This window comes from Prevotella melaninogenica, from assembly GCF_003609775.1.
GTDB lineage: Bacteria > Bacteroidota > Bacteroidia > Bacteroidales > Bacteroidaceae > Prevotella > Prevotella melaninogenica_A.
The window spans coordinates 1,361,484-1,387,139 of sequence record NZ_AP018049.1 but is presented as its reverse complement, the minus strand read 5'-3'; the positions used below and the strand labels follow the sequence as shown (position 1 = coordinate 1,387,139).

The following is a 25,656-nucleotide window of genomic DNA, read 5'->3' as shown; positions in this document are numbered from 1 at the left end:
GCCCAATAGCCCCAATAAAAGAATAGAATATGATTGACATTAAGAACATAACTAAAAGTTTTGGTTCGCTTCAAGTGTTGAAAGGTATCGACCTTCGCATAGAAAAGGGCGAGGTTGTCAGTATTGTTGGTCCATCTGGAGCAGGTAAGACTACCTTGTTACAGATACTTGGAACGCTGGACAAACCAGATAGCGGTTCTGTTGTTGTGGATGGTATAGATGTTGGTAGTCTGTCAGCTGGTAAGTTGAGTGATTTCCGCAACCAGCACTTAGGTTTTGTCTTCCAGTTTCATCAGCTTCTTCCAGAGTTTACAGCTCTTGAGAATATTATGATTCCGGCTTATATTGCAGGGAAGAAGACTAAGGATGCACGTCAGCGTGCCGAAGAACTGTTGGAGTTTATGGGCTTGAGCGACCGTGCTAATCATAAGCCTAACGAACTTTCTGGTGGTGAGAAGCAGCGTGTGGCAGTAGCTCGTGCTTTGGTAAACAACCCTGCTGTCATCCTTGCCGATGAGCCTTCGGGTAGTTTGGACTCAAAGAACAAGCAGGAACTGCACCAACTCTTTTTCGATCTCCGTGATAAGTTTGGTCAGACTTTCGTTATCGTTACACACGATGAGGGCCTCGCAAGTATTACAGACAGAACGATACATCTTAAAGATGGCTTGATAGAAAGCCTCCCCCAGCCCCTCCGAAAGGAGGGGAGTGCTGCTGTCGAAATAGAGAATAAATAGATTCTCAGAATGATAAGTCAGTTACTTAGAGAATGTTGTTCTTATGTTACTTTTTCTTATAAGAAATTATCTTGTCTTCAACAATAAAGGGTTATTATGTCTAAAATAAAACTTGGAGCATACAATACGCTCACAGTACAGAAGATTGCCTTGCGTGAAGGCAATGGTGATCCGTTCGGAGTCTACCTTGATGGTGGTCCGGCTGGTGAGATTCTCATGCCTCAGAAATATGTTCCAGAGGGCACTGAGATTGGTGATGAATTAGAGGTGTTTGTCTATCTTGATCAGGATGAACGCCCGATTGCTACTACTGAGGAACCTTTGGCGCAGGTAGGCGACTTCGCTTACTTGGAGTGTTCGTGGGTGAATGAGTATGGTGCGTTCCTGTCTTGGGGTGTGATGAAAGATCTCTTTTGCCCTTTCCGTGAGCAAAAGAAGCGCATGGTTATTGGCAATAGCTATATTGTTTATGTTCATCTTGACGAAGAGAGCTATCGTCTTGTTGCCTCTGCAAAGGTGGAGCACTATCTTGACGAACAGCCACGAGGCTATAAGCATGGGCAGGAAGTTGACTTGTTGATATGGCAGAAGACCGACCTTGGCTTCAAAGTCATAGTTGACAATAAATATCCTGGACTTATCTATGAGGATCAAGTGTTCCAGTATGTCCATACTGGTGACCGCTTGAAGGGTTATATCTCTACGGTTCGTCGTGATGGTAAGATTGATTGTACACTTCAACCAACAGGACAACAGCATACAGAAGGATTTGCAGAGGTTCTACTCCAATATCTGAAAGATAATGGTGGAGTATGCGATCTTGGAGATAAGAGTGAAGCAGAGGATATTAAACGTCGTTTTCAGGTGTCAAAGAAGGTGTATAAACGAGCTGTTGGCGACCTCTATAAACGTCATCTGATTACGGTTGAACCCCTGTCAATACGTTTAGTAAAATAGAATTACCCCTTTTTTCTTAATTTTTTATCGTACTTTTGCATAAGATAGTCTGCACTCAACAAAATGAGAACAAGCTCTCTTTTGTTTTCGTTTGCACTATCTTTTCAGTCTAAATAAAGGATAATAATAAAACAATGCAGAATCAATTTTCAAGAACCCAACTTCTTCTTGGTAAGCCTGCTATCGATACGCTTAATGGTAGTCGTGTCGCAGTCTTTGGTGTTGGAGGTGTTGGCGGATATGCAGTAGAGGTGTTGGCACGCAGTGGCGTGGGAGCTATTGATGTTATTGATGACGACCGTGTTTGTCTAACGAATGTCAACCGACAACTCCTTGCTACTACTCGAACAGTGGGAAAGCACAAAGTAGATGTTGCTGAAGAGCGCATTCATTCAATCAATCCACGATGTATCGTGCGTAAATATCAGACATTCTATTTGCCTGATAATGCCGATCAGTTCGACTTCTCTCATTATGATTATGTCATTGATTGTATTGATACTGTAACTGCTAAGCTTGATCTTATCTATCGTTGTCATGAATTGAACATCCCATTGCTTTCTTGTATGGGCGCTGCTTATAAAATGGATGCCACACAGTTCCGTGTGACTGATATCTTCAAGACGATCAACGACCCATTGGCGAAGGTAATTCGAAAGAAACTCCGTAAGACAAAGATTAAGCATCTTAAGGTAGTATACAGTCCTGAAGAACCGCTTGAGAGTATAGAACAACCTGAAATATCTTGTCGTTTCCACTGCATCTGTCCTGATAAGGATATGCGTAAGTGCACTGACCGGCATACTATTCCAAGCTCTAATGCGTGGGTACCAGCTGCGGCTGGACTTATTGCAGGCGGAGAAGCTGTTAAGGATCTTGTCAATCTTGCCCACACTATGCGCATCCGTCCTGAAGATGAGGCTACAAGTGAGCCTGCTCGTATTGCTCATGAGCGTGCTGCAAAGATGCTGGAAGAACATAAACGTCTCAAGGCTGAGAAGGCTGCAGCGGATAAGTAATATTTTGTGAAATTGGTATAGAACACAACTCAATTAGTTAGGTTGTTTTTTTTAATTTAGTTTGCTGTCATTTTTAACACTCTTTGTACTGTGTTTATTATCAGTGATTTATGTCCAATAGTAAGGTGACAGGAATGACAGCAAACTTTTTTTAATATAATTTCGTTTAACCGAAATTGGTCATTAGAGCCTAAACATATTTTGTGTTACTATTGAACAGGTTGTTTGGCTTTGTAACGCAGGCGCAGCGGGCTACATCAAGTTATAAAGACTGTCTTTGCACTACTTTCTAACTGATAATTATTGAGAAGAAAGACTAAGTTTTGAGGTACGATAACTATTTTCCATACTAAGCTTGCTCTTAGTCGTCTACTACGAATCGTGTAAACAATCGTGAATCTTTCTACTGCTTTCTGTGAATGCACTGACGCTTCGCAAATCATGTGCGGACGTTCCGCACATATTGTGCGAAGGCTGAACACAACTGGTGCGGAGCACATAACACATTCGCCACCATGCCGATATGAATCTGAACAATTAGATGAGAACAATTAAACTCAAATCCTTTCTTCTTTCTTCTATTCATGCAGGCAAGTTAGTTTTGTCAGGAAAAACAATCTTTTATTAGTAATTTTATTAAAAAATAGCAGTTTAATTTGTTATTATAAAAAATAATGTTTATTTTCGTCCCATGATGCAATTTTGAGAAACAATAAATATTTAAGATAACTTATAAACCTATTACCAATGTTACTATGAGAGAAGAAACCTATAGACTTAAAGAAAAGTTTTTCTTTGCAATGAAAAGGAATAGTCTGTGTATTGGCACAATATGTGTCTTGACTGTTCTTTTATTCCAGAGTAAGCAACCTGCGTGTGCAGGAGTTTTTCCTCGAATTTCTTATGAAGGGATGGAAGTATCTCAGAAACGGCAAATCTCGGGTACGATAGTGGATGACAAAGGAGAATCCCTTATTGGTGTAACTGTTGCTGTTAAGAATGGTAAGAATATGTGTCTTACAGATGCTGACGGTCATTTTAATATCTGGTTAAATTCTAACGAGACAACTCTTATTATCTCATACATTGGTATGAAGACAATGGAAGTTGCTGTTCTTCATGATGGACCTTTAAAGATAGTAATGAAGGTTGATGACAACCCTTTGAATGAGGTTATTGTAACGGGCTATCAGACCTTATCTCGAGAGAGAACAACAGGTTCTTTTAACGTGGTAACTGCGGATAAACTGAAAGATAAGTTGCAGACAAACATCATAAGTAGACTTGAAGGAATGGTTCCTGGACTTGTTTATCAAAATGGTGAATTCTATCTTAGAGGAATGTCAACTTTACGTGGTGGTCCTACTCGCAATGAGCCTTTACTTGTGGTAGATGGGTTACCCTTTGAAGGAAATATTAATAGCATAAATCCTTCTATTGTTAAGAATGTGACTTTCCTCAAGGATGCAGCTGCAGCATCCATTTATGGTGCTCGAGCTGCTAACGGAGTTATTGTTATTACAACTATTGATGGAAAGGGAAATGGTAAAACAACGATTCAATATGATGCCAGCCTAAAATTTACTCCTGCTCCTAATATGAGTGGACTACATCGATTGAATAGCCGGGAATTAGTAGATTTACAGAAAGAGGGATTTAAATATGACCCTGGACAATATGCCTATCTTGATCCACGAGAAAGGGTTAACCCAGTATTGGAACTCCTATATAAGAATAGAGCTGGTATGATTGACGATGCCGAATTAGAAAAAGGCTTAGACGTTTATCGTAATTTAGACAATCGAAAGGAACTTGAAGAATTCTATACGAAAACTGGTGTTCGTCATCAGCATAATGTAAGCATATCTGGTGGAAATTGGGCTAACCGTTATGTTGTTAGTTTAAATTATGATGGCAATAATTATAATGCTCGTTATCTTTCATCGGAGCGTTATGGATTTAGTTTGCGTGACAATATTGTTTTCTTCAAATGGCTGAAAGCTGATCTTGGAGTTACTGGTAGCTTCTCACGAGATAAGGGCGATACTGGTATGGGGCAGTTTACGGATATCTACCATAATAACCCTTCATATACAATGCTTCGCGATAAAGATGGAACACCAATCAATTTCCCTAAGTATAAGTCTGATTATGAATTAGAACGTTTGAAAGAACTTGGTCTTATGGATGAGAGTTTTAATCCGATTACAAATCGACAAGAAGAGAACTTCATAACAAAAGATCAATATTATAAGGTTCAACTTGGTTTAAACTTTAAGATTATAAAGGGTTTAAACTTTGATGTACGTTTCCAAACGGAGAATACAGTAAGTAAGACAACAGAGTTTCATAGTGCAGAGTCATATTATGTACGAAATATGATAAATGACGCAGCACAATATAATTCTATGCGAAAGACTTTGACGCTCAACGTTCCTAAGGGAGCGCAGATGGGAGAGTACAGAAGTGATGTGTCTGCTTATACGCTACGTGCACAGTTAAATTTCTCCAAAGAATTTGGAGTACATAATGTTACAGCAATTGCTGGTGGGGAACGTAGACAAAAGAAATCTACAGGAACATCAATCTATTATATGGGATTTGATGAAAGTAGTTTAGGATATAAGCCTGTTAACCCATTGACTTTGTCATCTCTTATGCGGACAGAGGCACTCACTGGTTATTTTATGTGGCAATCTATCTTTAATAATTACATTACTGATGTAGAAAATCGCTTTGTGTCATTTTATGGTAATGCTGCTTATTGTTATGATAATCGATATGATATAACGGGTAGTATTCGTGTAGATCAATCAAATCTATTTGGTACTGACCCAAAGTTCCAATATCGTCCACTTTGGTCAGTTGGTGGTGCGTGGCATATTATGCGAGAGAAGTTTTGGAATGGAAAAGCATCATGGATTGATAATCTAACTTTAAGGTTGACCTATGGAATAGGTGGAAATGTACCTAAAGATGCAGGTCCTTATCTTACTTTAGAAGCAGCACGTTATAATCAGTGGAGTAGAGATTTTGCATCTGCTATTAAGAATCCACCTAATCCAACACTACGTTGGGAGAAGACAGCAACAACAAACGTAGGTATTGATTTTGCTTTCTTTGGGAACCGCATCACAGGTGCTTTGGAGTTCTATAACAAACGTTCGAACGATTTGTTGGCGAATAGGGAAGCTGATCCGACACTTGGATGGCGAAGGGTTACACTGAATTATGGTACTATGTATAACCGAGGTGTTGAATTTACATTAAGTAGTAATAATATCAGAACAACAGATTTCTCATGGTCTACTACTTTGAACTTTGGTTATAATAAGAACAAGTTGATAGATATAGATGACTCTGACATTAATGTCTTTGGTATTACATCTGGTAATGCTTCGGTAAAGGGTTATCCTTTGGGGGCTATCTTCAGTTTCCGCTATGCAGGGTTGGATGGAACAGATGGCACACCACAATATTATATTGATGGTGGAAATAGTGTCGCAAAAAATGTTAGTTCTTTGAATGATATCGTTTATTCGGGTACAAGAATCCCTAAGTATAATGGTTCTTTGACTAATATCTTTACTTATAAGAACTTTAACCTCTCACTTATGTTTGTCTATTATGGTGGACACGTACTCAGAGGTGAGGCTGCTCCTTTCCTTTCTCTTCCTCCAACAACAAATGTGAATCGTGATATTCTCAATAGATGGCAACAGCCTGGTGATGAGAAACGAGCTAATGTTACTCCAGCCTTTACTGGGTATAGCCTTGATGCAACAACGGTTCGCCATCCTTGGTATGCTGCAGATGTTCATGTTATTAAGGGTGATTATATAAAGCTACGCGACTTATCGTTTACTTACACATTTGATAGACAGCTAACAGATAAATGGGGTGTGAGCAATTTAGCTTTGACACTACAAGTACAGAATCTTCTTACTTGGCACGCAAATAATGAAGGGATTGATCCCGAGGCTCTTGGAACATTTGGTTATGGATGGGGACAAAGAGGTATTCCTAACCCAACGACTTGGACAATTGGTTTATCTGCTAAATTTTAAATTAATTAGAAATGAAGAAAGTTACGACAATATTGGCAATCTGTGTTGTAGTTATGCTGACAGGTTGCAATGATTTTCTTGATATAAAGCCTAAAGGTGAGAAAATCCCTAAGACAGTAACGGATTATGAAACGTTACTGAATTATGAGAGTGTACAGAAAGTCTCAGATACTTATCCTACGTATTTAACGGATGATGTGTATCTTCCAGATGTTGCACAAGGAACTGCTACGCCAGGCTTAAATAGTGTTGAACAGTCTATCCTCAATCTTTATCTCTTTAAGAAAGATGTTTTTGGGGAGGCACAAGATGATGGTTTTTGGTTTGCTTCTTATAATCGAATTTATTATTACAATACGGTTATAGACAATATCATGAATGCGGAAGGACCAAGTGAACAACAAAAACATTCTATTCAAGCAGAAGCATTGATAAGTAGAGCCTTGGAATATCTTTATCTTGTCAATGGTTATGCAAAACACTATGATGTGCGTACAGCTGAAACCGATCCTGGTGTACCTTTAATCTTGGATGAAGATATTTCTAAGAAAGACCTTGTCAGGGCAAGTGTGAAAGATGTTTATGCACAGATTCAGTCTGACTTACAAGCTGCCTTGCCAAACTTACCAGTACAACCTAAAGGAAATGCTTTTAGAGCATCAAAGGCAGCAGGGTATGGCATCTTAGCTAAAATGTATTTATATATGGGTAATTATACTGAGGCTTTAAAGGCTGCAAACGAAGTGCTGGCAATAAACAATTCTTTATTAGATTTGAAGAAGTATGCAGTGGTAAAAGTACAAAGTTCTATAGGACGTACCAATGTTCCGCAAGATATTGATAATCCTGAAAATATCTATATCAAGTTTGCACCATACGTGTATGGATTGAGTTCTAAGGTCTTTGGCTCTGACGAACTTATTAGCCTCTTTTCAGAGGATGATATGCGACTTCAAATTTATTTTACAAAGAACTTTCGTAATATTCCAACAGATAAATATGTATGGGCTCCTTACTTACGTGCGAATTTAGCAGTATCTTCTCCTGAGATCTATCTTATAGCGGCAGAATGCGAAGCTCGGGAGGGGTCTGTTGAGCGTGCAATGACTCTTATCAATAAGTTGCGTGATAATCGAATCAAAAATAACACAGATGTTGTTGCAACCGATAGGAACGATGCTTTGCAGAAAGTGCTTGAGGAGCGCAGACGCGAGCTTGCAATGTCTGGTATGGTGAGGTATATTGATCTGAAACGGTTGAATCAAGAATCACAGTTTGCAAAGACTGTAACTCATGTTACAGGCGAAGGTACGTTTAGTTTGGAACCCAATTCTCCTCTTTACGTACTTCCTATACCTGCAAAAGTCATGAGATTTAATAAGAATTCAATGAAGCAAAATGAAAGATAATATTATGCTACGTAGAGATGGACTTCTATTCCTTTTACTATTCTTTAGTTTGTTTATTCAATCTAAGGGTGTAACCCTTGTGGGTCGTGTTTCTAATCCTGCAATTAAGCAACTCTATGTTTTTTCTGTTTACGATGAACAAAATGTTTATTTGCTTCCACTTGATTCTATAAAGGTTGTAGACAAGGCTTTTAGTTATTATAATGATACGTTGACTTCTCAATTACTTTTTATCACACCAGTGTCAGAGAAGACGGATATGGAGGCAGCTTTCTTGCAAGGTTGTTACATTTTTCCTTCTAATGGCGTAAATGATTTCACTTTTTCTCTCAGCTCATCAAAGGGTATAAAAGTTGAATCAAGTAGTTCTACTTTTCAGGCTCTTTATGAAAAGTTTGTGAAAGAGCGTGATAGAGTAGGGCAAAAACAACTTCTTGACTCGCTTGATCAGGTGTTCTATGCTGCGAGAGAAAAGAATGATACCAGGGAAATGGAAGAAATAAAGAGAACAACTGCTCCTATCTATAATAATGCTTACAAACAACTACGCTCTTGGTTTGATACACAGATTACTGCACAGCGTGGCACCCCTTTTGGGATTTACCTCTATTATACATATAAACTGCAGCATTCTAAACTTGATACAAAAGCAAAGGTAGAGGAGGCAGAACGTATGTTACAAGGATTTGGTTCAGACTTGCATGATTCTCATTATTATCGACTGGCTTTTAAGAAGGTGGTGAAAGCAAAAAGCACACTTATTGGGCAGAAGGCACCAAGTATAGTCGGTGTAGATGAGGCTGGGAAACATATTAGTCTAAATGATTTTCGTGGAAAGTACGTGTTGATAGATTTTTGGAGTTCAAGTTGCAAATGGTGTCGTAAGGAAACGCCCAATATTCGTAAAGCATACGATGAGTTTAAGTCTAAGGGTTTTGTAGTGTTAGGTGTGTCTACTGATCTTCATAAGGCTGAGTGGCTAAAAGCGATAGACGCAGATAAGGCTACGTGGAATCATCTTCTATTACCAAAGGAACAGCGTTCTCGTGTTTTAGAATCGTATGGTATTATTTCTATCCCAGAAATCTTACTCATAGATCCAGAAGGAAATATTCTTGCTAAGGGTTTGCGTGGTGAGCGAATTTATGAAACTGTTAAACTGTATCTGAAATAAGGTCTAACCAAGTTGTAATGTTATTGCTATCTGGTAAAGTTTTTTGTGTAATGGATATTTGGTAGGATGGAATGACTATCTTACCAAATGTCCATTACACCTAAAATCTACTATAATTATCTATCATTTATATTTTTTCTATAACTTTGCACTTAGTAATTCTGGAATGAGTGGTAAGCAAAAAGGCATTACAAATTCTTGAGAAAGGCATGACATAGAATTACTTAGTGAATCAGAATTTTTAAATAGACTTTAAGTAGTGGAAAACAATGAAGGATGTGGGACTTATTCAGTCTTAATAGGTTTTGGTGCTATTGTTTGTATTGGTATGATTATTATTAATAATTGTTCTGGTAGGAGTAGAGAGGTAGTACCAGCTTCTCAAGTAGATACCCTCTTGCCTATAATTGATAGCATATCTATAAGAGACAGTAGCCACTCATACTCAGTTCCTTCTGTAGTGCCAAGTCAATCTGTGAATTATAGTAGTGGGTATAGTACTTCAGATGACGCTTATGATGAAGGATACTCTGATGGTTATGATCAAGGTAGGGAAGATGGGAGAAAAGGATATGCTTATGGTGCCAGATATGATGATTCAAATAACTATGATAATTATTTAGAAACAAAGTATCAGGAGGGTTACGAAGAAGGCTATGATGAAGGCTACTTAGATGGTAAGTCCACTTATGAGGAAGATGAAGAGAGTGAGGAAAATGAGTAGGCTTGTGTGGTTATTATAAATTAATAAGTGCTTTCGGCACTTATTAATTTATAATGTTGTTTCATTTAACCCAAATCTCTCTTTTATTTTGCAGACTGGTGAAAAATTCAATGTCAATAAAACTCTGTGTACCGCTGAATGAGAATTCTCATTATGGTTTATAAGTTATGTGTTAATGCCCAGCACATATTGTGCGGATGCTTAGCACCAATGGTGTGGAGGGTAAACTCTCTATGCAAATGACTCTTTGTAGTAGGAAGTAACTTGTAGAATAACCTGCGTTTTCAGTGAAGCTATAGGATAATTATGAGGTATGTTATTACCAATTAATTCCAAATCCGATACTTGCAAATCCGATAGTTCTTTCTTTGTAGAGATTTGTTCGTGAGTTGTAATGGCGGACGCCCAATCCGAATCTTGGCTTAATTTTGCATGTTCCTAAGTCGGTGAATGCCATTGCCTCATAGTAGTCATATTTCCAATCACTGTTTTTTCGTTTCATATTGCTGCCATATCCAATTTGTGCCCCAATATTACAATTCTCTGAGTGATAGACTACGTAGCCAAGATTTAAGCCTACGATGTGACTATGAGCATAGTCTTTAACTCCATTCTCTTTAAAAAGAGCGATAGCGTTCTCATACCTAAGGTCTGCATATAGGTTATCGGTAATATTGTAACCTAAGTCGCAACAAAGTTCGTAGGGCTTAAACTGTTTTGGAAGTGCTGAACCTTGAACCTGCATTAAGGTCCTAAATGTCCCTTTCTGTGAGAATGCTGCTATTGGAATTAGTAATAGGAAAAGAAGAATAAGTCTTTGTCTCGTTTTTGAAACAAGAAACTCTACGTAAGATAGTTTTCTCATTGTAATAGGATTTAATTAAATAATTAATACTCGTTACAAAAATAGAAAATATAATGTTTCATGTCAAGTCTTTTTGGAGATATAGCTTGAAAGATTTTTCTTTAACGAAGTTCGATAGTTGATAGGTAAGTGATACGTAGATTAGATGGGTTTGTATGTGAATTAATTTGCTGTCATTCCTGTCACTCTTTATGAGTTCTTAAATGCTTAATATATAGGAGTTTAATGAGAAATGTTAAAATGACAGCAAACTATTTTATACTTATATTTGGGTTTAAGCTTAACTCTTTGATAGTATTATGGTATAGCGAAGAACACTCCCAACGAATAATTTATTTTGCAGATGGAGTATCGAATTCGTAAGTAACCTTTACAGCTTTGTCACGTGACAGTTGTCCTGGGTTTGTTCCGGGTTCTCCTTCTGGTACTTCACGATGATAGAAGGCATAGAATTGAGTCCAAGCATCCAAGATTTTTCCGTTGTTATCGTGGAAGGACATAGGGATTGTTGAGAAAATAGGTAAGCCGTGGTGATCGACAAATGATTTCTGAATCAATTCGCTACAATAGATTTCTTTGTCATCGGGCATGTAGAAACGATCGTATGGGCGACCGAGGTAGCTTAATGCTTGCTTCATAGAAGTATTCATATCACAATCAACAATTACTCTACCTACAGCAATGTGCGGTTTTCCATCTTTCCATTTTGAACGATTAAGGAAGTTGGTAAGAGGCGTAAGTGACACCGCTTTGCCATAAGCTTCTAAAGCATAATCGGCACTATCCGTATGATGGAAGATTGCCACGTGGTCAATCTTTAGTCCATTAATACCTTGCGTTGCATCTGTGATAGGGTTGCTTGTTTCCTTCACAACAAACATGAGGTCGCCCTCATGCAAGTTACGTAACGATATGTCCTCGTCTTGGAAGGAGTCAGTAGAGCAGCTTACTAAGAGAATAAGGCACAGTAAGAGAAGGTTTGGTGGGATTCTTTTTAGTTTTTTGATAATTTATTTTTATGTACGTGTTATGTTTAGGTTTCGTCGGGAGTGTTCTTATAAGTAAATAAAAAGCGACTATCTTTTGGAGGATAGTCGCCTTTTGTGTTTTATGTTAGAACTCTGCGTTCTTTGGAGTACGTGCGAATGGGATTACGTCACGGATGTTCTGCATACCAGTAACGAAGAGGATGAGACGCTCGAAGCCGAGACCGAAACCACCATGTGGGCAGGTTCCGTACTTACGAGTATCAAGGTACCAATCGTAAATCTCACGCTTCATACCACGGCTTTCAATCTCCTGGACCAGTTTGTCATAGTTCTCCTCACGGACAGAACCACCGATAATCTCACCGATACGTGGGAAGAGAACATCAGTACCCTGCATTGTCTTGCCGTCTTCATTCTTCTTCATGTAGAACGACTTGATTTCGCTTGGATAATCGGTCATGATGACAGGACGCTTGAAGTGCTCCTCAACGAGGTAACGCTCGTGTTCACTGCTGAGGTCCATACCCCAATGAGTGATTGGGAACTCAAACTTCACGCCATCAGCAACAGCCTTCTGCAGAATCTCGATACCCTCTGTATAGGTAAGGCGAGCGAAGTCTTCCTTCAATACACCCTCCAAACGAGCGATAAGTTCCTTGTCAATCATCTTGTTGAGGAACTCAAGGTCATCCTTACAGTGCTCCAATGCCCAGCGAACGCAGTACTTGATGAAGTCTTCTTCAAGGTCCATCAATTCTTTCTGGTCGATGAAGGCAACCTCTGGCTCAACCATCCAGAACTCTGCCAAGTGGCGTGGAGTATTTGAATTCTCAGCACGGAAGGTTGGACCGAAGGTGTAGATAGCACCGAGTGCAGTAGCACCTAACTCACCCTCCAACTGTCCTGATACCGTAAGGTTTGTACGCTTTCCGAAGAAGTCAGCATTATAATCAACCTCACCACCCTTTGCAATGCGGTCAAGGTCGAGTGTTGTCACCTGGAACATATTACCAGCACCCTCAGCATCACTACCTGTAATCAGTGGAGTATGGAAATAATAGAAACCATGCTCATGGAAATACTGATGGATAGCGATAGCCATGTGGTGGCGAATACGGAATACAGCACCGAAGGTATTGGTACGAAGACGCATGTGACCATACTTGCGCATGTACTCAAAACTCTGTCCCTTCTTTTGCATTGGATAGTCGCTTGGGCAGAGACCGTAGATTTCAATCTCCTTGCACTGAATCTCTGAGGTCTGACCAGCACCCTGACTCTCTACGAGCGTACCAACAACGCTGATACAAGCACCCGTTGTGATGCTCTTCAGCTTGTCTTCGTCGATAGTCGAAGGGTCAACAACAACCTGGATGTTCTTAATCGTAGAACCATCATTCAAGGCGATGAAGTCAACAGCTTTGCTGCTTCTGTGAGAGCGAACCCAACCCTTTACGTTGATATCCTTACCAAAATCGGTGCAAGCAAGTGCATCGACGATTTTTGTTCTTTTCATTTGCTATATTATAATTAGGTACTCCCCAAATCTTTCAAAAGGAGAGAAATGTTGTTTACCAATCTTTTTAATGCTTCAATAGTAGCATTGTTTGGTTGCTCATATCCTCTTCTTTTGAGAGCTTTGGGGAGGTTACTATTTTATTCAAACGCACCCATACGCAGCATATCAACTTCCTTCTCAGTGAGGAAGCGCCAATCGCCACGACGTACATTCTTCTTAGTCAAACCAGCAAACTGTACACGGTCGAGTTTTACGACGCGATAGCCGAGGCTCTCGAAGATACGACGTACGATGCGGTTCTTACCACTGTGAATCTCAATACCAACCTGAGTCTGATCCTGTGGGTCAGCATACTCGATTGCATCAGCCTTGATCTCGCCATCTTCCAACTCAATACCGTCAGAAATCTTCTGCAAGTCATTAGCTGTAATAGCCTTATCGAGGAATACGTGATAAACCTTCTTCTTCAAGAACTTAGGGTGAGTAAGCTTTGAAGCAAGGTCACCATCGTTAGTAAGGAGCAATACACCAGTTGTGTTACGGTCAAGACGACCAACAGGATAGATACGCTCTGGGCAAGCACCCTTCACGAGGTCCATAACAGTCTTACGCTGCTGTGGGTCGTCGCTTGTGGTAACATAGTCCTTTGGTTTGTTCAGAAGAACGTAAACCTTCTTCTCCAATGAAACCAACTTATCTTGGAAGTACACCTCATCAGTACGCATAACCTTGCTACCGAGCTCTTTTACAACTTCGCCATTTACGGTCACTGCACCTGAAAGGATGAACTCATCAGCCTCACGACGTGAGCAAACACCAGCATTAGCAAGGTACTTGTTCAAGCGGATTGGCTCATTTGGATCGAAGTTTTCCTCCTTGTATTCGATACGCTTTTTGAGTGAATACTTTGCATTTGGATCATAATCAGCACTGTGCTGACGATAACCACCCTGGTTGTATCCGCCACGGTTGTTATAACCACCGCGGTTATTGTTGTATCCACCACGGCTCTGGTATCCACCGCGATTATTGTTATAACCACCACGGTTATTGTTGTATCCGCCACGGCTTTGATAACCACCCTGCTGACGAGGCTGGTATCCACCCTGACGTGGCTGGTAACCTCCCTGATTTGCCTGATAGCTTGTTTTCTCCTCGCCCTCAGCACCAGTGTGGGCGTTGTAGCGTGGACGATAAGCCTGTGGCTGATAGCCATTCTCATCATTGTTGTAACGTGGACGATAGCCACCCTGCTGCGGACGACTCTGGTATCCACCACGATTGTTGTATCCACCCTGCTGGCGTGGCTGGTAACCGCCTTCCTCACCGTTATTGTTGTAACGTGGGCGATAACCTCCCTGCTGTGGACGACTCTGATAGCCACCACGGCTGTTGTTATATCCGCCACCATAGCTGTTCTGACGTGGACGATAGCCACCCTGCTGTGGACGACCTGCACTCTGTAAGCCAGAGCCGAAGCCCTCAGGACGGAATCCGCCTTCGTCGTTACTGCTATTAGCCTTGTCGCTGCTGTAAGCGCGTTGGCTGTGAATACGTGGACGTTGTGTACGTCCTGTGCCACGGTACTCTCTTTGATAGCCGCCTTGTTCGGCTGCTGAATAGCCGTCGCGGCTGTTCTCATTCTGCTCAGACTGAACTTCTTTGTTCTCGAATTCTTCTGTCATAATTGTTTAACTTTAAATTTGATACTACTGGCCTCACGGCCAATTTGTTATTACTTTTTGTTGTTTTATTAAAATATTGAACTCCGTTTGACGGAGATACTCAGTTAATTTCTTCTTCTTCCGACTTTATAGGAGTGGTTAAATTCCTGTATAGTTATATGGAGTGATTGCCATTAGTTCGGCTTTCACGCTGTCGCTGACGTTGAGTGTCTGCACGAAGGCGTGTATAGTTTCCTCTGTCATCTTCTCATTTGTGCGGGTGAGTGCCTTTAATGCCTCGTAAGGGTTTGGATAGGCTTCACGGCGCAAGATGGTCTGAATGGCTTCTGCCACCACTGCCCATGTTTCTTCGAGGTCCTCTCTTAATTTCTCTTCGTTGAGGATGAGCTTGCGAAGGCCTTTCAATGTGCTCTGTATTGAAATAACGCTATGTCCAATAGGAACACCAACGTTACGCAAAACAGTTGAATCGGTAAGGTCACGCTGCAGACGACTTACGGGCAACTTCTGTGCCAAGAACTGTAAGATAGCGTTTGCTATACCGAGGTTACCCTCACTATTCTCGAAGTCGATTGGGTTTACCTTGTGAGGCATTGCACTTGAACCAACTTCTCCTGCCTTAATCTTCTGCTTGAAATACTCCATTGAGATATACATCCAGAAATCACGGTCAAGGTCGATGATGATGGTATTGATACGACGAATGGCATCAAACACGCTACCTAAGTGGTCGTAGTTGCTAATCTGTGTTGTCCACTGCTCACGCTCTAATCCTAATTTCTCACTGACAAAGCGATTGCCAAAGGCACGCCAGTCGTGTTGTGGATAGGCTACGTGGTGAGCGTTGAAATTACCAGTGGCACCGCCAAACTTAGCTGTCATCTTGCAGTTACGCAAGGTTGCAAGTTGCTCGCTGAGACGATAAACATACACCTCAACTTCCTTGCCCAATCGAGTAGGAGAGGCTGGCTGACCGTGTGTCTTTGCCAACATTGGTACGTTCTTCCATTCTTCAGCGTATTCTTTCAATTGAGCAATCAGCTCCTCAATCTGTGGATAGAATACCTCTTCGAGAGCTTCCTTAACTGACAAAGGCACACTTGTGTTGTTGATGTCTTGTGATGTCAGTCCAAAGTGGATGAACTCCTTGTAGTCATCGAGTCCTCCAATTTTATCAAACTCCTCTTTGATGAAATATTCAACCGCCTTTACATCGTGGTTGGTGATGCTCTCAATTTCCTTCACACGTGCTGCCGACGTCTCGTTAAAGTTGCGATAGATATCGCGCAACTGCTCAAAGAGGGTGCTGTTAAAGCTTTCCAATTGTGGTAATGGTAACTCGCAAAGCGTGATGAAATACTCAATTTCTACGCGAACACGATAACGGATAAGTGCATACTCTGAAAAATAGTCAGCAAGACTTTCCGTTTTACTTCTATAGCGACCGTCAATAGGTGATACGGCTGTTAATGCGTCAAGGGTCATAATGTTATTTATTAATATGGTGCAAATTTAATAATAAAATCAGTAATAGCGCAAATAATAATAATAATAATATCAAAAAGGTTGCAGATTAAAGCTGAATAAAACAAAAAAGACTTCACAACAATGTTGCAAAGTCATCATCTTAGTGTCTTAAAGGTGGGCGTTGACGGATTCGAACCGCCGACCCTCTGCTTGTAAGGCAGATGCTCTAAACCAGCTGAGCTAAACGCCCTTTAAAAATCCCCTGCAACCCCAAGAGGTTACAGGGAAACACCCCTTGGTGGGCGTTGACGGATTCGAACCGCCGACCCTCTGCTTGTAAGGCAGATGCTCTAAACCAGCTGAGCTAAACGCCCCTTACTTTTGTAAGGCGAGTGCAAAGGTAAGGAAAGTTTTTTATTCTTGCAAACAAATAGCAAATAATTTAGTTGAAAATCTTATTTTGGCTTGCTGTTAAGAGACTTTTTCATTCGTTTCATTTATCTCTTATGAATTATTTTCATGGAAATAATTTGATGCTGATGACTTATTGTGGCGGTAATGTACTTTATAATAAGTAGCTTTTCTTGCGAATGGGTTGGCTGTTTATCGTCTATTTAGGTTCTTCCGATAAATGTATAGATTGTAAATAGAATAAAAACCAATACACTTGCATAGTATGATTATTCCAAATTAGATGGGCTTACAAAGAGGGAAACTACAAGATGAATGCAAATTGATGCTATGTATATTCGTCTTCTACAAACCGTTTCTTTTCTCATTAGATTGATGTTTGTAAATTATTTTTATGCTATTCAAAACCTATACATGCTCTTTTGGCTTCTTAAAGACGCCTAATTGACTTGCAAAAGGTGCCCTTTTGAAGTCCAACTAACGCCCTTTTGAAGTCCAATTAAGCACCTTTTGTTTTCCTATTTTATAACTAATTGATTCCCTGTTGGTTATAAATCCGCTTTTAGTGTGTGTTTTTGTTCTTATTTATAGATGTTTTGCTTGGTTTTGTGTAATGTTTTTTCAACGCCTTGTCTATGTAATCAAAGCATTAAAATGAAAAGATATTCTATGTCTGAAGGTAATAATAGAATAGATAGTTTGATGGTTTTAGCTATGGTTTTGTTTAATAAGTAACTTTGGTTCTTTCGTTAAAGACCTACGAAAACCATTCATATATTTGACGGAAAAATCCTTCTTTTTACTTTTATATGAATGTTTGTTTTGTTGGTAGATGGGATGGGTGGTTTTCGTAAAATAGTTTATTTTGTTTTGCATGAATTGTTTATTTTGATTATATTTGCACTGTTTTATATTATATGGAACGATAAAATAGTAGATTATGTCAGTAGAAATAAGACTTGAACAGAGTAAGTTCAAAGATAAGAAAGGGGCTGGAAAATGGTATGCTCGTACGGTAAGTACGGGTGTTGCAACAACCGATGACCTTGCAGATTCTATTCAGGAGAATACATCGTTCTCACGTGGTGATGTGCGTGGACTTGTTATTGCTTTGGTTGATGAAATCTCTTATCGTCTTCGTCAAGGTGAGACCGTATCACTTGAAGGCTTGGGTCGATTCCATCTGACGGTAGAGAGTGAGCCTGTTGATAATCCTGACGATTTCGATATCAAGAAACATATTAAGAATGTAAAGTGTCGTTTTGTCCCTACCAGTACACGCAATGCGCGTACTGGAAAGAAGAATCAGACTCTGGCTTATGGTGCGCGAGTGGAGTGGGCGGAGCCTGAGTATGATGATGAAGACGATGATTAATTTTCTTTTTGTCAAATCTTTGGCTTAAATTGCATTTTTATATCTTTTCTCCTGACTCAATATATTGGTGTCAGGAGTTTTGTTTTCTTATGAATTTTGAATAGGGTTGAAGCTTTTTTAAGTTGTTTGGTATTTTGAACTTATTCATAAGTGGGCATAAAAGAACTAAAAGATATTTTTTGTTTATTTGTCCCCAAAATACTTAATGTATGTGCTTTTTTATTCTCATTTTCGTAAGATTTGTGCTATTTTTCTTTGATGTTAAAAGTATTTTGTTTATATTTGCACCTGATATTTAAGCATTTCCCTATATATATAGGCTGAAATAAGGTGTATATGAGCATAGTGGTTAGTGTTTCGTGGATATAATTTGAAACTAAAAAAAACTGTTAGAGATAATATCTAAAAGGTATTTTTATTCAAGTTAGGACATCTTTTTGATTTTAGTAATTCAACTAAATCAAATGAAAGAAATTGTTAGGTCTTACAATCTTTTTCTTTGTCTACATCCTCGATTAAGTGAACTTTTTTTTAACATAAAAATAAATTGAAATGAAAAAATTATTACTTTTAGTATGTGCTGCAGTTATGAGTCTTTCAGCTTCAGCGCAGGCAGGCGATAAGGCTGTAGGTGCACAGCTCGTATTTGGTTCTGAGACAAACAGCATCGGTGTTGGTGTTAAGGGTCAGTACTACTTCACTGATCAGCTGAGAGGTGAGGGTTCTTTTGACTACTTCCTCAAGAATAAGGGTATCTCAATGTGGGATATCAATGCAAACGTTCATTACCTCTTTGATGTAGCAGACAAGGTTAAGGTATATCCACTCGTAGGTCTTGGTTACACAAACTGGTCATACAAGTATGTGTATGCTGGTAAGCCTGTAATTGAGGGTTCAGATGGTCGTCTCGCTATTAACCTCGGTGGTGGTGCTGAGTATGAGCTTACTAAGGACTTGAGCGTAAACGCTGAGTTGAAGTATCAGATTGTTAGCAACAACTACAGCCAGTTGGTACTTGGTGTAGGTGTAGCTTACAAGTTCTAAATATATAAGGTAGGTCCTAAAAGTCTACGTCAGTCATCAGCTGTTTAGTTGAGTTTGATAGATAGGTTTTGGGACTTATCTGTATAAAATAAATCGGTTCGTTAGAAAAAGTTCTTGGTAACTTTCTAATGAACCGATTTTCGTTTATATCCATTCCTTAATAGAATTAAGGCTTATAAAAGAAAGAGCCGGATAATTGATTACCAATTATCTGGCTCTTGTTTCAGTGCGCCTAACAGGACTCGAACCTGCACGACATAAGTCACTAGATCCTAAGTCTAGCGCGTCTACCAATTCCGCCACAGGCGCATAACGACTGCAAAGATACGCAATGTTTTGGATATAGCCAAATGTTTGGGAAATTCTTTTCTTTTATACACCTTTTCTACCTATATGAATTATGTTGAAAAAAAGTCTTATAATATTTGGTTATGGGTGGAATTAAATATATATCTTTGCAAAGAAGGTTTGGTTACTAAATAAAATATCTCCTTGAGTTTTAATGTTATCACGATATCATTCGAGAATGAAAGGGCTGGTTTTACGAATAGCCGACTATTATGTTAACAAAATTATTTCTTTAACTAACTAACGATTGACAATGAGAAAGACGTTATTAACAGTTTTATGTATGGGAGCTTTGTATGCGTCAGCTTCTGTATTTTACAATGGTGCTGGGGAGACCAGTGTAGTGATGAATCAGAAAACGGTGTCCGTTAAGGGCACTCCTACAAAGAAGGTTTTGAGTAAGGATGAGCGTGCAGCTATTTCACTCATTACGTCTATGTATAATACAAAGGGCTTTGACAATAGTGCATATCTAAAGAGTCATTGCACAAAGAAGTTGTTGAAGTTGTTGAAGGCTACGTATGATTATGAATATGATCCACAACCAGATGCTTATGCAGGGTGGATGTTCCGTTCTGGTGCTCAAGATGGACCGTCTAATGCTCATAAGGTTCTTCGTGTTGTGAGCCTTGGTAACAACTGGTATCAGTATACTTTCTTGGATATGGGCTTAAAATGTACCAATAAGGTAAAGGTCATCAAGGTTGGTAATAAACTTTTGTTTGACGAGATAAAGCAAGGTAAAATATAGTTTTAAAACTTCTCCTTATACCTCCCAGTCCCTCCTTTTAGAGGGATTGGGGCTTGGGAAAGGTCTTTATCATCTTCCTTGCAAACTCTATAATAGAGTCCTTGCCTCGTGCAAAGTCCTCAGAAGTGAGGGAAACTTTGTAGTTTGGGTCTATGCCAAACTCGGTCATCTGTTTATCACGGTCGTACATTGGACAAGCAGAGAAGCGCACTGACCATCCATTAGGTAGTTCGGAAGAGAAGGGCATACCAGCTCCCCCACCTGTACGATCGCCTACTACAATAACATTTGGGCAGCACTTCATATATTTAACAAACTCATTAGCAGCAGAGAAGACGCTGCGATTGGTCAGTACGATGACTGGCTTTTGCCAACGGATACCCTTTCCTGGCTTGAGATATTCTGGTTGTAACGCAGAGAAGTCGTTATGACCTTTTCCTGTTTTATGCTGTATGTAGCCAACGAGTAGTTCCTTGTTTGTGAAACGTGCAGCAAATGCTTCGGCATTGGTGAGATTACCACCTCCATTGTTGCGCACGTCAATAATCAGTCCGTTACAAGGTTGAAGGTGAATAAAGATGTCGTCAAGATTACCAGCACCAATACTATTCTGGAAGGTTTCACAGCGTATATAGCCAATATTATCGTCAAGGACGGTATAGTCTAAACCGCTTGCAATGAGGTAATCGGTTTTAAGATAAAGACGCTGAAGCGAATCAGAGTAATTCTTTGGATAATCTTCGTGCCATGACCAATAGCGACCTATGTTGAAAGAGGTGTACAAATTGACGTGCCCATCTTTTAGTTCTGAGAGCATATTAGTCATTACTTCAAACTGTTGCTTTGCTGTCATAGAGTTGTCAAACTGGCGTGCATAACGGCTGTGCACCTCCTGCCAGTCTATCCCCTTCTGTGAAAAGAAACAGTAATGCTCGTCGATAATTCGCCATAAAGCCTCAAAGTTGCCTTGCGGACTATCTGATAGCTGGTCGTTGGTGACGCAACTTGTCACAGTACCGAGTAAGGTCAGTGCTGGAATCAGTAAGTATAGGAAGGAATGATATAGCTTTCTCATGGGATGAACTTATTGATTGAGAACTTACGAACAATACCGATTACAAAGAGATTGCTCCATACATGCTGGCGCAATTGATTGACCTTTGCCTGCTGATAATCGCCAAGATAGCCAACACGGAAGGTCGTATGACGAACCGTAAAATCGAAAGTAAGCAGCTGACGGAGCGATGGGGCAGATATAGGAGATGTGACAACAAGGTTATGATCATAGTTGTCACGGGTGAATATCTCGTAATAGCTCTGTCCGTAATTAGGTGAAAAGGTTAGTCCGAGAAGCGGAGCTTGGATCTCATAACGTAGTTGGAATGGTAGATTTCGAAGGCGGAAACGGTAAGCAGCAACGGCATTCGGAGCAATATTCACTTGTGCATAAGCCTGTGCAGGATTGTTAGAATTACGCATATTATAGAGGAATCCGAGTCGTGTATCAATTCCTCCACCTGCCTTTAAGTGTAGTTCTCCTTCTCCAATGTTCCATTGTCCTAAGGCATATTGCCAGTTGTATTGGAAGTTATAGAAGCCACCCAGTTCATTGTTATTCTCCCTTCGATTACTTACCGATAGTATTTGTGCCTGATGTACGAGTTCCCTTGATAGTTTTGTTCCGTTCTCACGCACAGAATGAGAGATATAACGAAGTTCTGTTCCGGTATATTCTTCGGGCGAAAGATAGGTGTCAAGAGTATTTACAGCACCCATTCCCAACATCTGTGTATTAGTGATAACCTTGTTACTACGTAGTGTGTCCTGCGCAAGTGTGGGTGTTGATGTTGTAAAAAGGATTATTGCTGAGAGAGAAAAACAGCTAAATAAAGACTTTTTTAGGTTCATAGGCGTAATTGAAAAGTGTCAATAAAAGCGTAAGTCAAATAGATATTTGGTGTCACTCTTTCGGTGATAAGGCCCCAAGCGTTTATAAATCGTTCTTTGAATGGGGGACGTACGGCGTGTACGTCCCCTTTTTCAATTCATTGTTTATCGTATTGCTTATTCGTTGTCGAAGAGGTTTAGCTGACCAGTAATCTCATCGATGACCTGCTGTTGAGACTTACCTGCATCTGGATCAAGGTTCTCTTCCTTTTCTACAGCTGCAGAGTTCTCATCTTGTATGTCATCTTCATTGCTCTCGTCATCTGTTTTCTCCTCTTCAGGGAAGCGTATTGGTTCTAATTCTTCAATCTTGTCAACCGTCCAAGTTGTTAGGCGTTTGCCCTTCGCCTTGAAGCCCTTTACACCAACAAACTGCTCTGCATCAATCTCCTCTGTACCACGTGCCGCATCAGCACCACCATAAGTAATCTGTATACGTGGGAAGGCAACGTCTGTTAGCAGTACCATCTGCGAATCAGGATTGTCACCAATAAAGTTCTGATGACGTTTACTTGCTTCCATCTGGAATCGCTTTAAGTATGGATAGCCTTGATTGTCAGCATCGAAGATGACTGCTGTCCAAGGCTTGTCAGCATCAAACTTCTCTATGCGAAGAATGTTATCTTCGTAATGGTTGGATGAATCGAAGTTGGTGATATAGAACTCTCCATTCTTAAGTATCACAAGGATGCTATCTTGGTCAGAGAACTCTCCAAGGAAACGACCATGGTCTTCGTAGTTGATACGATTGACATCTGGGTCAAACCATACCTTACGTCCACCCAAGGTAGAATGTCCGTGGCTCTTCAATGAGATACGATGAATACTCTCCTTAGTCAGCAGATTACCCTTTGCAGCACGCCCCTTGATGAGAATACTTGCAAAGTCACGCTCCATGAAGATGTTTTGTTTCTTCTTGTCTGGATTCGGGTCGAGTGTAATCTTTATCAACTCAGCCTCACCATTAGGGTTAGCGGTGAAGTAATTGATTCTTGAGCCCGGCGTGCCGAGAGTTACGTCATATTCTTTATCACGTGTGATAGAAGTCACGTTGAAGCGTTTGATATAGTAAGGTCCCGTCTTTCCGTCACGATAAACGACGTTATAAATCGTACGCTTATCGTTCTTCTTAAACACTTGTACGTGAAGTACTCCCTTACCCACAAACACCTTGTCGGCAATTCGGATAACCTTATACTTACCATCGCGGTAGAAGATAATTACATCATCGAGGTCTGAGCAGTTCTGAACGAACTCAGCCTTCTTCAAACCTGTACCAATGAAACCTTCCTGACGGTCAATATATAACTTCTCATTGGCATCAACCACCTTAGCAGCAACGATAGTATCGAAGCTCTTAATCTCTGTACGACGTGGGTGGTCGCTTCCGTATTTCTCTTTTAGGTGTGTGAACCATTCGATAGTGACACGAATCATCTCGCTGAGGTCCTTGTCAATCTCAGCAATCTCTGCCTTAATCTTCTGAATCAATTCGTCAGCCTTATCCTTATTGAACTTCAAAATGCGTTGCATCTTGATTTCCAAAAGGCGGATGATGTCGTCACGTGTCACCTCACGGATAAACGTCTTCTTATAAGGCTCAAGTTTTGAGTCGACGAAGCTTACAACTTCATCAATATCCTTAGCCGTCTCGAATTTACGCTCCTTATAGATACGGTCCTCAATGAAGATGCGTTCAAGAGAGTTGTAGAACAACTGTTCCTCCAATTCATGCTTGCGAATCTCTAACTCTAACTTCAATAAAGCCTTAGTATGTTCGGCAGAATTGCGCAATACATCTGATATAGTCAAGAACTCTGGTTTGTTGTCTCGGATGACACAACAGTTTGGCGAAATGTTTATCTCGCAATCAGTGAAAGCGTAGAGGGCATCAATGGTCTTGTCGCTTGATGTACCTGGAGTAAGATGAAGTTGAATCTCCACCTCCGAAGCAGTCATATCCTCTACTCTGCGAATCTTTAGCTTACCTTTTTCAACAGCCTTCGTAATGGACTCTTGGAGCGTGTTGGCAGTCTTTGTAAAAGGAACCTCACGGATGACGAGGGTTTTATTATCAAGCTTTTCAACCTTTGCGCGCACCTTCAGAACGCCACCACGCTGACCATCATTATACTTTGATACGTCAATGCTACCGCCTGTTGGGAAGTCTGGATAGAGGTGGAATTCCTCACCACGCAGATAGTTTATAGCTGCATCACAGATGTCGTTGAGGTTATGTGGAAGAATCTTGGATGACAAGCCAACCGCAATACCCTCAGCACCCTGTGCCAAAAGCAGCGGGAACTTTACCGGAAGCGTAATTGGCTCTTTGTTTCTGCCGTCGTAAGAAAGTTGCCATTCTGTTGTCTTAGGATTAAAAACCGTCTCTAAAGCAAACTTAGACAGACGCGCCTCAATGTATCGTGGCGCAGCAGCACGGTCACCAGTGAGGATGTTTCCCCAGTTACCCTGCATGTCAATGAGCAGGTCTTTCTGTCCCAACTGCACCAAGGCATCACCAATAGAAGCATCACCATGTGGGTGGAACTGCATCGTATGACCTACGATGTTTGCAACCTTATTGTATCGTCCATCATCCATTCGTTTCATAGAATGGAGAATACGGCGTTGTACGGGCTTCAAACCATCCTCGATATGAGGTACGGCACGTTCCAAGATTACGTAGCTGGCGTAATCTAAGAACCAGTTTTTGTACATGCCAGAGAGGTGGTGCACGGCAGAGGCATCAAACCTATCGGCAGGTTTATAATCGGAATGGGAATCCTGTTCCTGAGTATCTTCCTCAGGAGTAAGTCCGTCCAAGTCTTTTATTTCGTCATCCATATAGTTCTTGTTTTATCACTTAAAGAAGCAAGCTTCATAAGACTGCAAATGTACGAAAAAAAATGCAAATAGGCAAATTATAGCTTGTTCAAGTGTTGGATTTGGTTTTCTGTTTGTTGCACTACTCTTGTTTCACTCGCGTCATAGGCTTTTTCAATCCCAATGGTTGTTATCTTCTGAATAGATAACCCCCTCTCAATGATTGAACTTAGCCTCCGCACCAATGGTGCGGGGCGTCAACACGAGTGGTGCGGAGGCTTAACACCATTCGTGTGGAGCATCAAGACGTCTGTTAAAAAGGTAAGGTAAGCTCATGGTTATCAG

At 40.4% G+C, this 25,656-nt stretch carries 18 protein-coding genes and 3 tRNA genes; 10 read left to right on the top strand and 11 right to left on the bottom strand.

The genetic code is table 11. The features are described from left to right. Positions 1-29: 29 nt before the first annotated feature. The 7 genes from PMEL_RS05645 to PMEL_RS05615 all read left to right on the top strand — a co-directional run bounded on the left by PMEL_RS05645 (position 30) and on the right by PMEL_RS05615 (position 10,087). The gene (locus PMEL_RS05645) at positions 30-737 is read left to right on the top strand and encodes an ABC transporter ATP-binding protein (RefSeq protein ID WP_120174352.1); all 708 of its coding nucleotides are present in this window, start codon (positions 30-32) and stop codon (positions 735-737) included. A 96-nt stretch (positions 738-833) separates the two neighbouring features. Next, a complete protein-coding gene (locus PMEL_RS05640) occupies positions 834-1,694 on the top strand; it encodes a S1 RNA-binding domain-containing protein (protein WP_120174351.1) in 861 nt (286 codons plus the stop codon). A 134-nt stretch (positions 1,695-1,828) separates the two neighbouring features. After that, a complete protein-coding gene (locus PMEL_RS05635) occupies positions 1,829-2,713 on the top strand; it encodes a ThiF family adenylyltransferase (protein ID WP_120174350.1) in 885 nt (294 codons plus the stop codon). A gap of 911 nt (positions 2,714-3,624) precedes the next feature. Next, positions 3,625-6,780, top strand: a complete 3,156-nt coding sequence (locus PMEL_RS05630; RefSeq protein ID WP_231999374.1) for a SusC/RagA family TonB-linked outer membrane protein — start codon at positions 3,625-3,627, stop codon at positions 6,778-6,780. A gap of 11 nt (positions 6,781-6,791) precedes the next feature. Continuing rightward, the gene (locus PMEL_RS05625; protein WP_120174348.1) at positions 6,792-8,189 is read left to right on the top strand and encodes a RagB/SusD family nutrient uptake outer membrane protein; all 1,398 of its coding nucleotides are present in this window, start codon (positions 6,792-6,794) and stop codon (positions 8,187-8,189) included. Then, positions 8,179-9,363: a peroxiredoxin family protein gene (locus PMEL_RS05620; protein ID WP_231999373.1), complete on the top strand. Its 1,185-nt coding sequence runs from the start codon at positions 8,179-8,181 to the stop codon at positions 9,361-9,363. Before PMEL_RS05625 ends, PMEL_RS05620 begins: the two co-directional genes overlap by 11 nt. A gap of 259 nt (positions 9,364-9,622) precedes the next feature. Beyond that, on the top strand, positions 9,623-10,087 hold the full coding sequence (locus PMEL_RS05615) for a hypothetical protein (RefSeq protein WP_120174347.1): 465 nt from the start codon (positions 9,623-9,625) through the stop codon (positions 10,085-10,087). 319 nt (positions 10,088-10,406) lie between these two features. On the opposite strand, the gene PMEL_RS05610 is transcribed toward PMEL_RS05615, so the two are convergent. The 7 genes from PMEL_RS05610 to PMEL_RS05580 all read right to left on the bottom strand — a co-directional run bounded on the left by PMEL_RS05610 (position 10,407) and on the right by PMEL_RS05580 (position 16,986). Next, on the bottom strand, positions 10,407-10,952 hold the full coding sequence (locus tag PMEL_RS05610; protein ID WP_231999372.1) for a hypothetical protein: 546 nt from the start codon (positions 10,950-10,952) through the stop codon (positions 10,407-10,409). A 332-nt stretch (positions 10,953-11,284) separates the two neighbouring features. Further along, complete coding sequence (locus tag PMEL_RS05605) at positions 11,285-11,959, bottom strand: YiiX/YebB-like N1pC/P60 family cysteine hydrolase (protein WP_262697065.1); 675 nt, start codon at positions 11,957-11,959, stop codon at positions 11,285-11,287. A gap of 106 nt (positions 11,960-12,065) precedes the next feature. Beyond that, positions 12,066-13,457: an asparagine--tRNA ligase gene (gene asnS / locus PMEL_RS05600; RefSeq protein WP_120174345.1), complete on the bottom strand. Its 1,392-nt coding sequence runs from the start codon at positions 13,455-13,457 to the stop codon at positions 12,066-12,068. Positions 13,458-13,597: 140 nt separating this feature from the next. Next, positions 13,598-15,145: a pseudouridine synthase gene (locus PMEL_RS05595; protein ID WP_120174344.1), complete on the bottom strand. Its 1,548-nt coding sequence runs from the start codon at positions 15,143-15,145 to the stop codon at positions 13,598-13,600. Positions 15,146-15,283: 138 nt separating this feature from the next. After that, complete coding sequence (purB, locus tag PMEL_RS05590) at positions 15,284-16,630, bottom strand: adenylosuccinate lyase (RefSeq protein WP_120174343.1); 1,347 nt, start codon at positions 16,628-16,630, stop codon at positions 15,284-15,286. 157 nt (positions 16,631-16,787) lie between these two features. Then, positions 16,788-16,862: transfer RNA gene (locus tag PMEL_RS05585), tRNA-Val, on the bottom strand. Positions 16,863-16,908: 46 nt separating this feature from the next. Beyond that, positions 16,909-16,986, bottom strand: a tRNA-Val gene (locus PMEL_RS05580). A gap of 977 nt (positions 16,987-17,963) precedes the next feature. Here PMEL_RS05580 and PMEL_RS05575 point away from each other — a divergent pair. Then, a complete protein-coding gene (locus PMEL_RS05575; protein WP_120174342.1) occupies positions 17,964-18,398 on the top strand; it encodes an HU family DNA-binding protein in 435 nt (144 codons plus the stop codon). A 552-nt stretch (positions 18,399-18,950) separates the two neighbouring features. Beyond that, on the top strand, positions 18,951-19,442 hold the full coding sequence (locus PMEL_RS05570) for a porin family protein (RefSeq protein ID WP_120174341.1): 492 nt from the start codon (positions 18,951-18,953) through the stop codon (positions 19,440-19,442). A gap of 227 nt (positions 19,443-19,669) precedes the next feature. On the opposite strand, the gene PMEL_RS05565 is transcribed toward PMEL_RS05570, so the two are convergent. Further along, a tRNA-Leu gene (locus PMEL_RS05565) sits at positions 19,670-19,751 on the bottom strand. Positions 19,752-20,043: 292 nt separating this feature from the next. Between PMEL_RS05565 and PMEL_RS05560 the strand changes: the two genes are divergently transcribed. Next, positions 20,044-20,541: a hypothetical protein gene (locus PMEL_RS05560; RefSeq protein ID WP_231999371.1), complete on the top strand. Its 498-nt coding sequence runs from the start codon at positions 20,044-20,046 to the stop codon at positions 20,539-20,541. Positions 20,542-20,578: 37 nt separating this feature from the next. Here the strand turns inward: PMEL_RS05560 and PMEL_RS05555 are convergent, their stop codons facing one another. From PMEL_RS05555 to PMEL_RS05545, 3 genes are all read right to left on the bottom strand, one after another. Next, entirely contained in the window at positions 20,579-21,616 is a 1,038-nt protein-coding gene (locus PMEL_RS05555; RefSeq protein ID WP_120174339.1) for a S41 family peptidase, read from the bottom strand. Then, on the bottom strand, positions 21,613-22,449 hold the full coding sequence (locus PMEL_RS05550) for a DUF3316 domain-containing protein (protein WP_120174338.1): 837 nt from the start codon (positions 22,447-22,449) through the stop codon (positions 21,613-21,615). Before PMEL_RS05550 ends, PMEL_RS05555 begins: the two co-directional genes overlap by 4 nt. Before the next feature lie 156 nt (positions 22,450-22,605). Further along, the gene (locus PMEL_RS05545) at positions 22,606-25,332 is read right to left on the bottom strand and encodes a DNA gyrase/topoisomerase IV subunit A (RefSeq protein WP_120174337.1); all 2,727 of its coding nucleotides are present in this window, start codon (positions 25,330-25,332) and stop codon (positions 22,606-22,608) included. Between the last annotated feature and the right edge of the window lie 324 nt (positions 25,333-25,656).

Excerpts from the sequence above, each read along its gene's own strand:
- PMEL_RS05645 (WP_120174352.1), top strand. The coding sequence starts at position 30 with ATGATTGACATTAAGAACATAACTAAAAGTTTTGGTTCGCTTCAAGTG.
- PMEL_RS05640 (WP_120174351.1), top strand. The coding sequence starts at position 834 with ATGTCTAAAATAAAACTTGGAGCATACAATACGCTCACAGTACAGAAG.
- PMEL_RS05635 (WP_120174350.1), top strand. The coding sequence starts at position 1,829 with ATGCAGAATCAATTTTCAAGAACCCAACTTCTTCTTGGTAAGCCTGCT.
- PMEL_RS05630 (WP_231999374.1), top strand. The coding sequence starts at position 3,625 with ATGGAAGTATCTCAGAAACGGCAAATCTCGGGTACGATAGTGGATGAC.
- PMEL_RS05625 (WP_120174348.1), top strand. The coding sequence starts at position 6,792 with ATGAAGAAAGTTACGACAATATTGGCAATCTGTGTTGTAGTTATGCTG.
- PMEL_RS05620 (WP_231999373.1), top strand. The coding sequence starts at position 8,179 with ATGAAAGATAATATTATGCTACGTAGAGATGGACTTCTATTCCTTTTA.
- PMEL_RS05610 (WP_231999372.1), bottom strand. The coding sequence starts at position 10,952 with ATGAGAAAACTATCTTACGTAGAGTTTCTTGTTTCAAAAACGAGACAA.
- asnS (WP_120174345.1), bottom strand. The coding sequence starts at position 13,457 with ATGAAAAGAACAAAAATCGTCGATGCACTTGCTTGCACCGATTTTGGT.
- PMEL_RS05595 (WP_120174344.1), bottom strand. The coding sequence starts at position 15,145 with ATGACAGAAGAATTCGAGAACAAAGAAGTTCAGTCTGAGCAGAATGAG.
- purB (WP_120174343.1), bottom strand. The coding sequence starts at position 16,630 with ATGACCCTTGACGCATTAACAGCCGTATCACCTATTGACGGTCGCTAT.
- PMEL_RS05575 (WP_120174342.1), top strand. The coding sequence starts at position 17,964 with ATGTCAGTAGAAATAAGACTTGAACAGAGTAAGTTCAAAGATAAGAAA.
- PMEL_RS05570 (WP_120174341.1), top strand. The coding sequence starts at position 18,951 with ATGAAAAAATTATTACTTTTAGTATGTGCTGCAGTTATGAGTCTTTCA.
- PMEL_RS05560 (WP_231999371.1), top strand. The coding sequence starts at position 20,044 with ATGAGAAAGACGTTATTAACAGTTTTATGTATGGGAGCTTTGTATGCG.
- PMEL_RS05555 (WP_120174339.1), bottom strand. The coding sequence starts at position 21,616 with ATGAGAAAGCTATATCATTCCTTCCTATACTTACTGATTCCAGCACTG.
- PMEL_RS05550 (WP_120174338.1), bottom strand. The coding sequence starts at position 22,449 with ATGAACCTAAAAAAGTCTTTATTTAGCTGTTTTTCTCTCTCAGCAATA.
- PMEL_RS05545 (WP_120174337.1), bottom strand. The coding sequence starts at position 25,332 with ATGGATGACGAAATAAAAGACTTGGACGGACTTACTCCTGAGGAAGAT.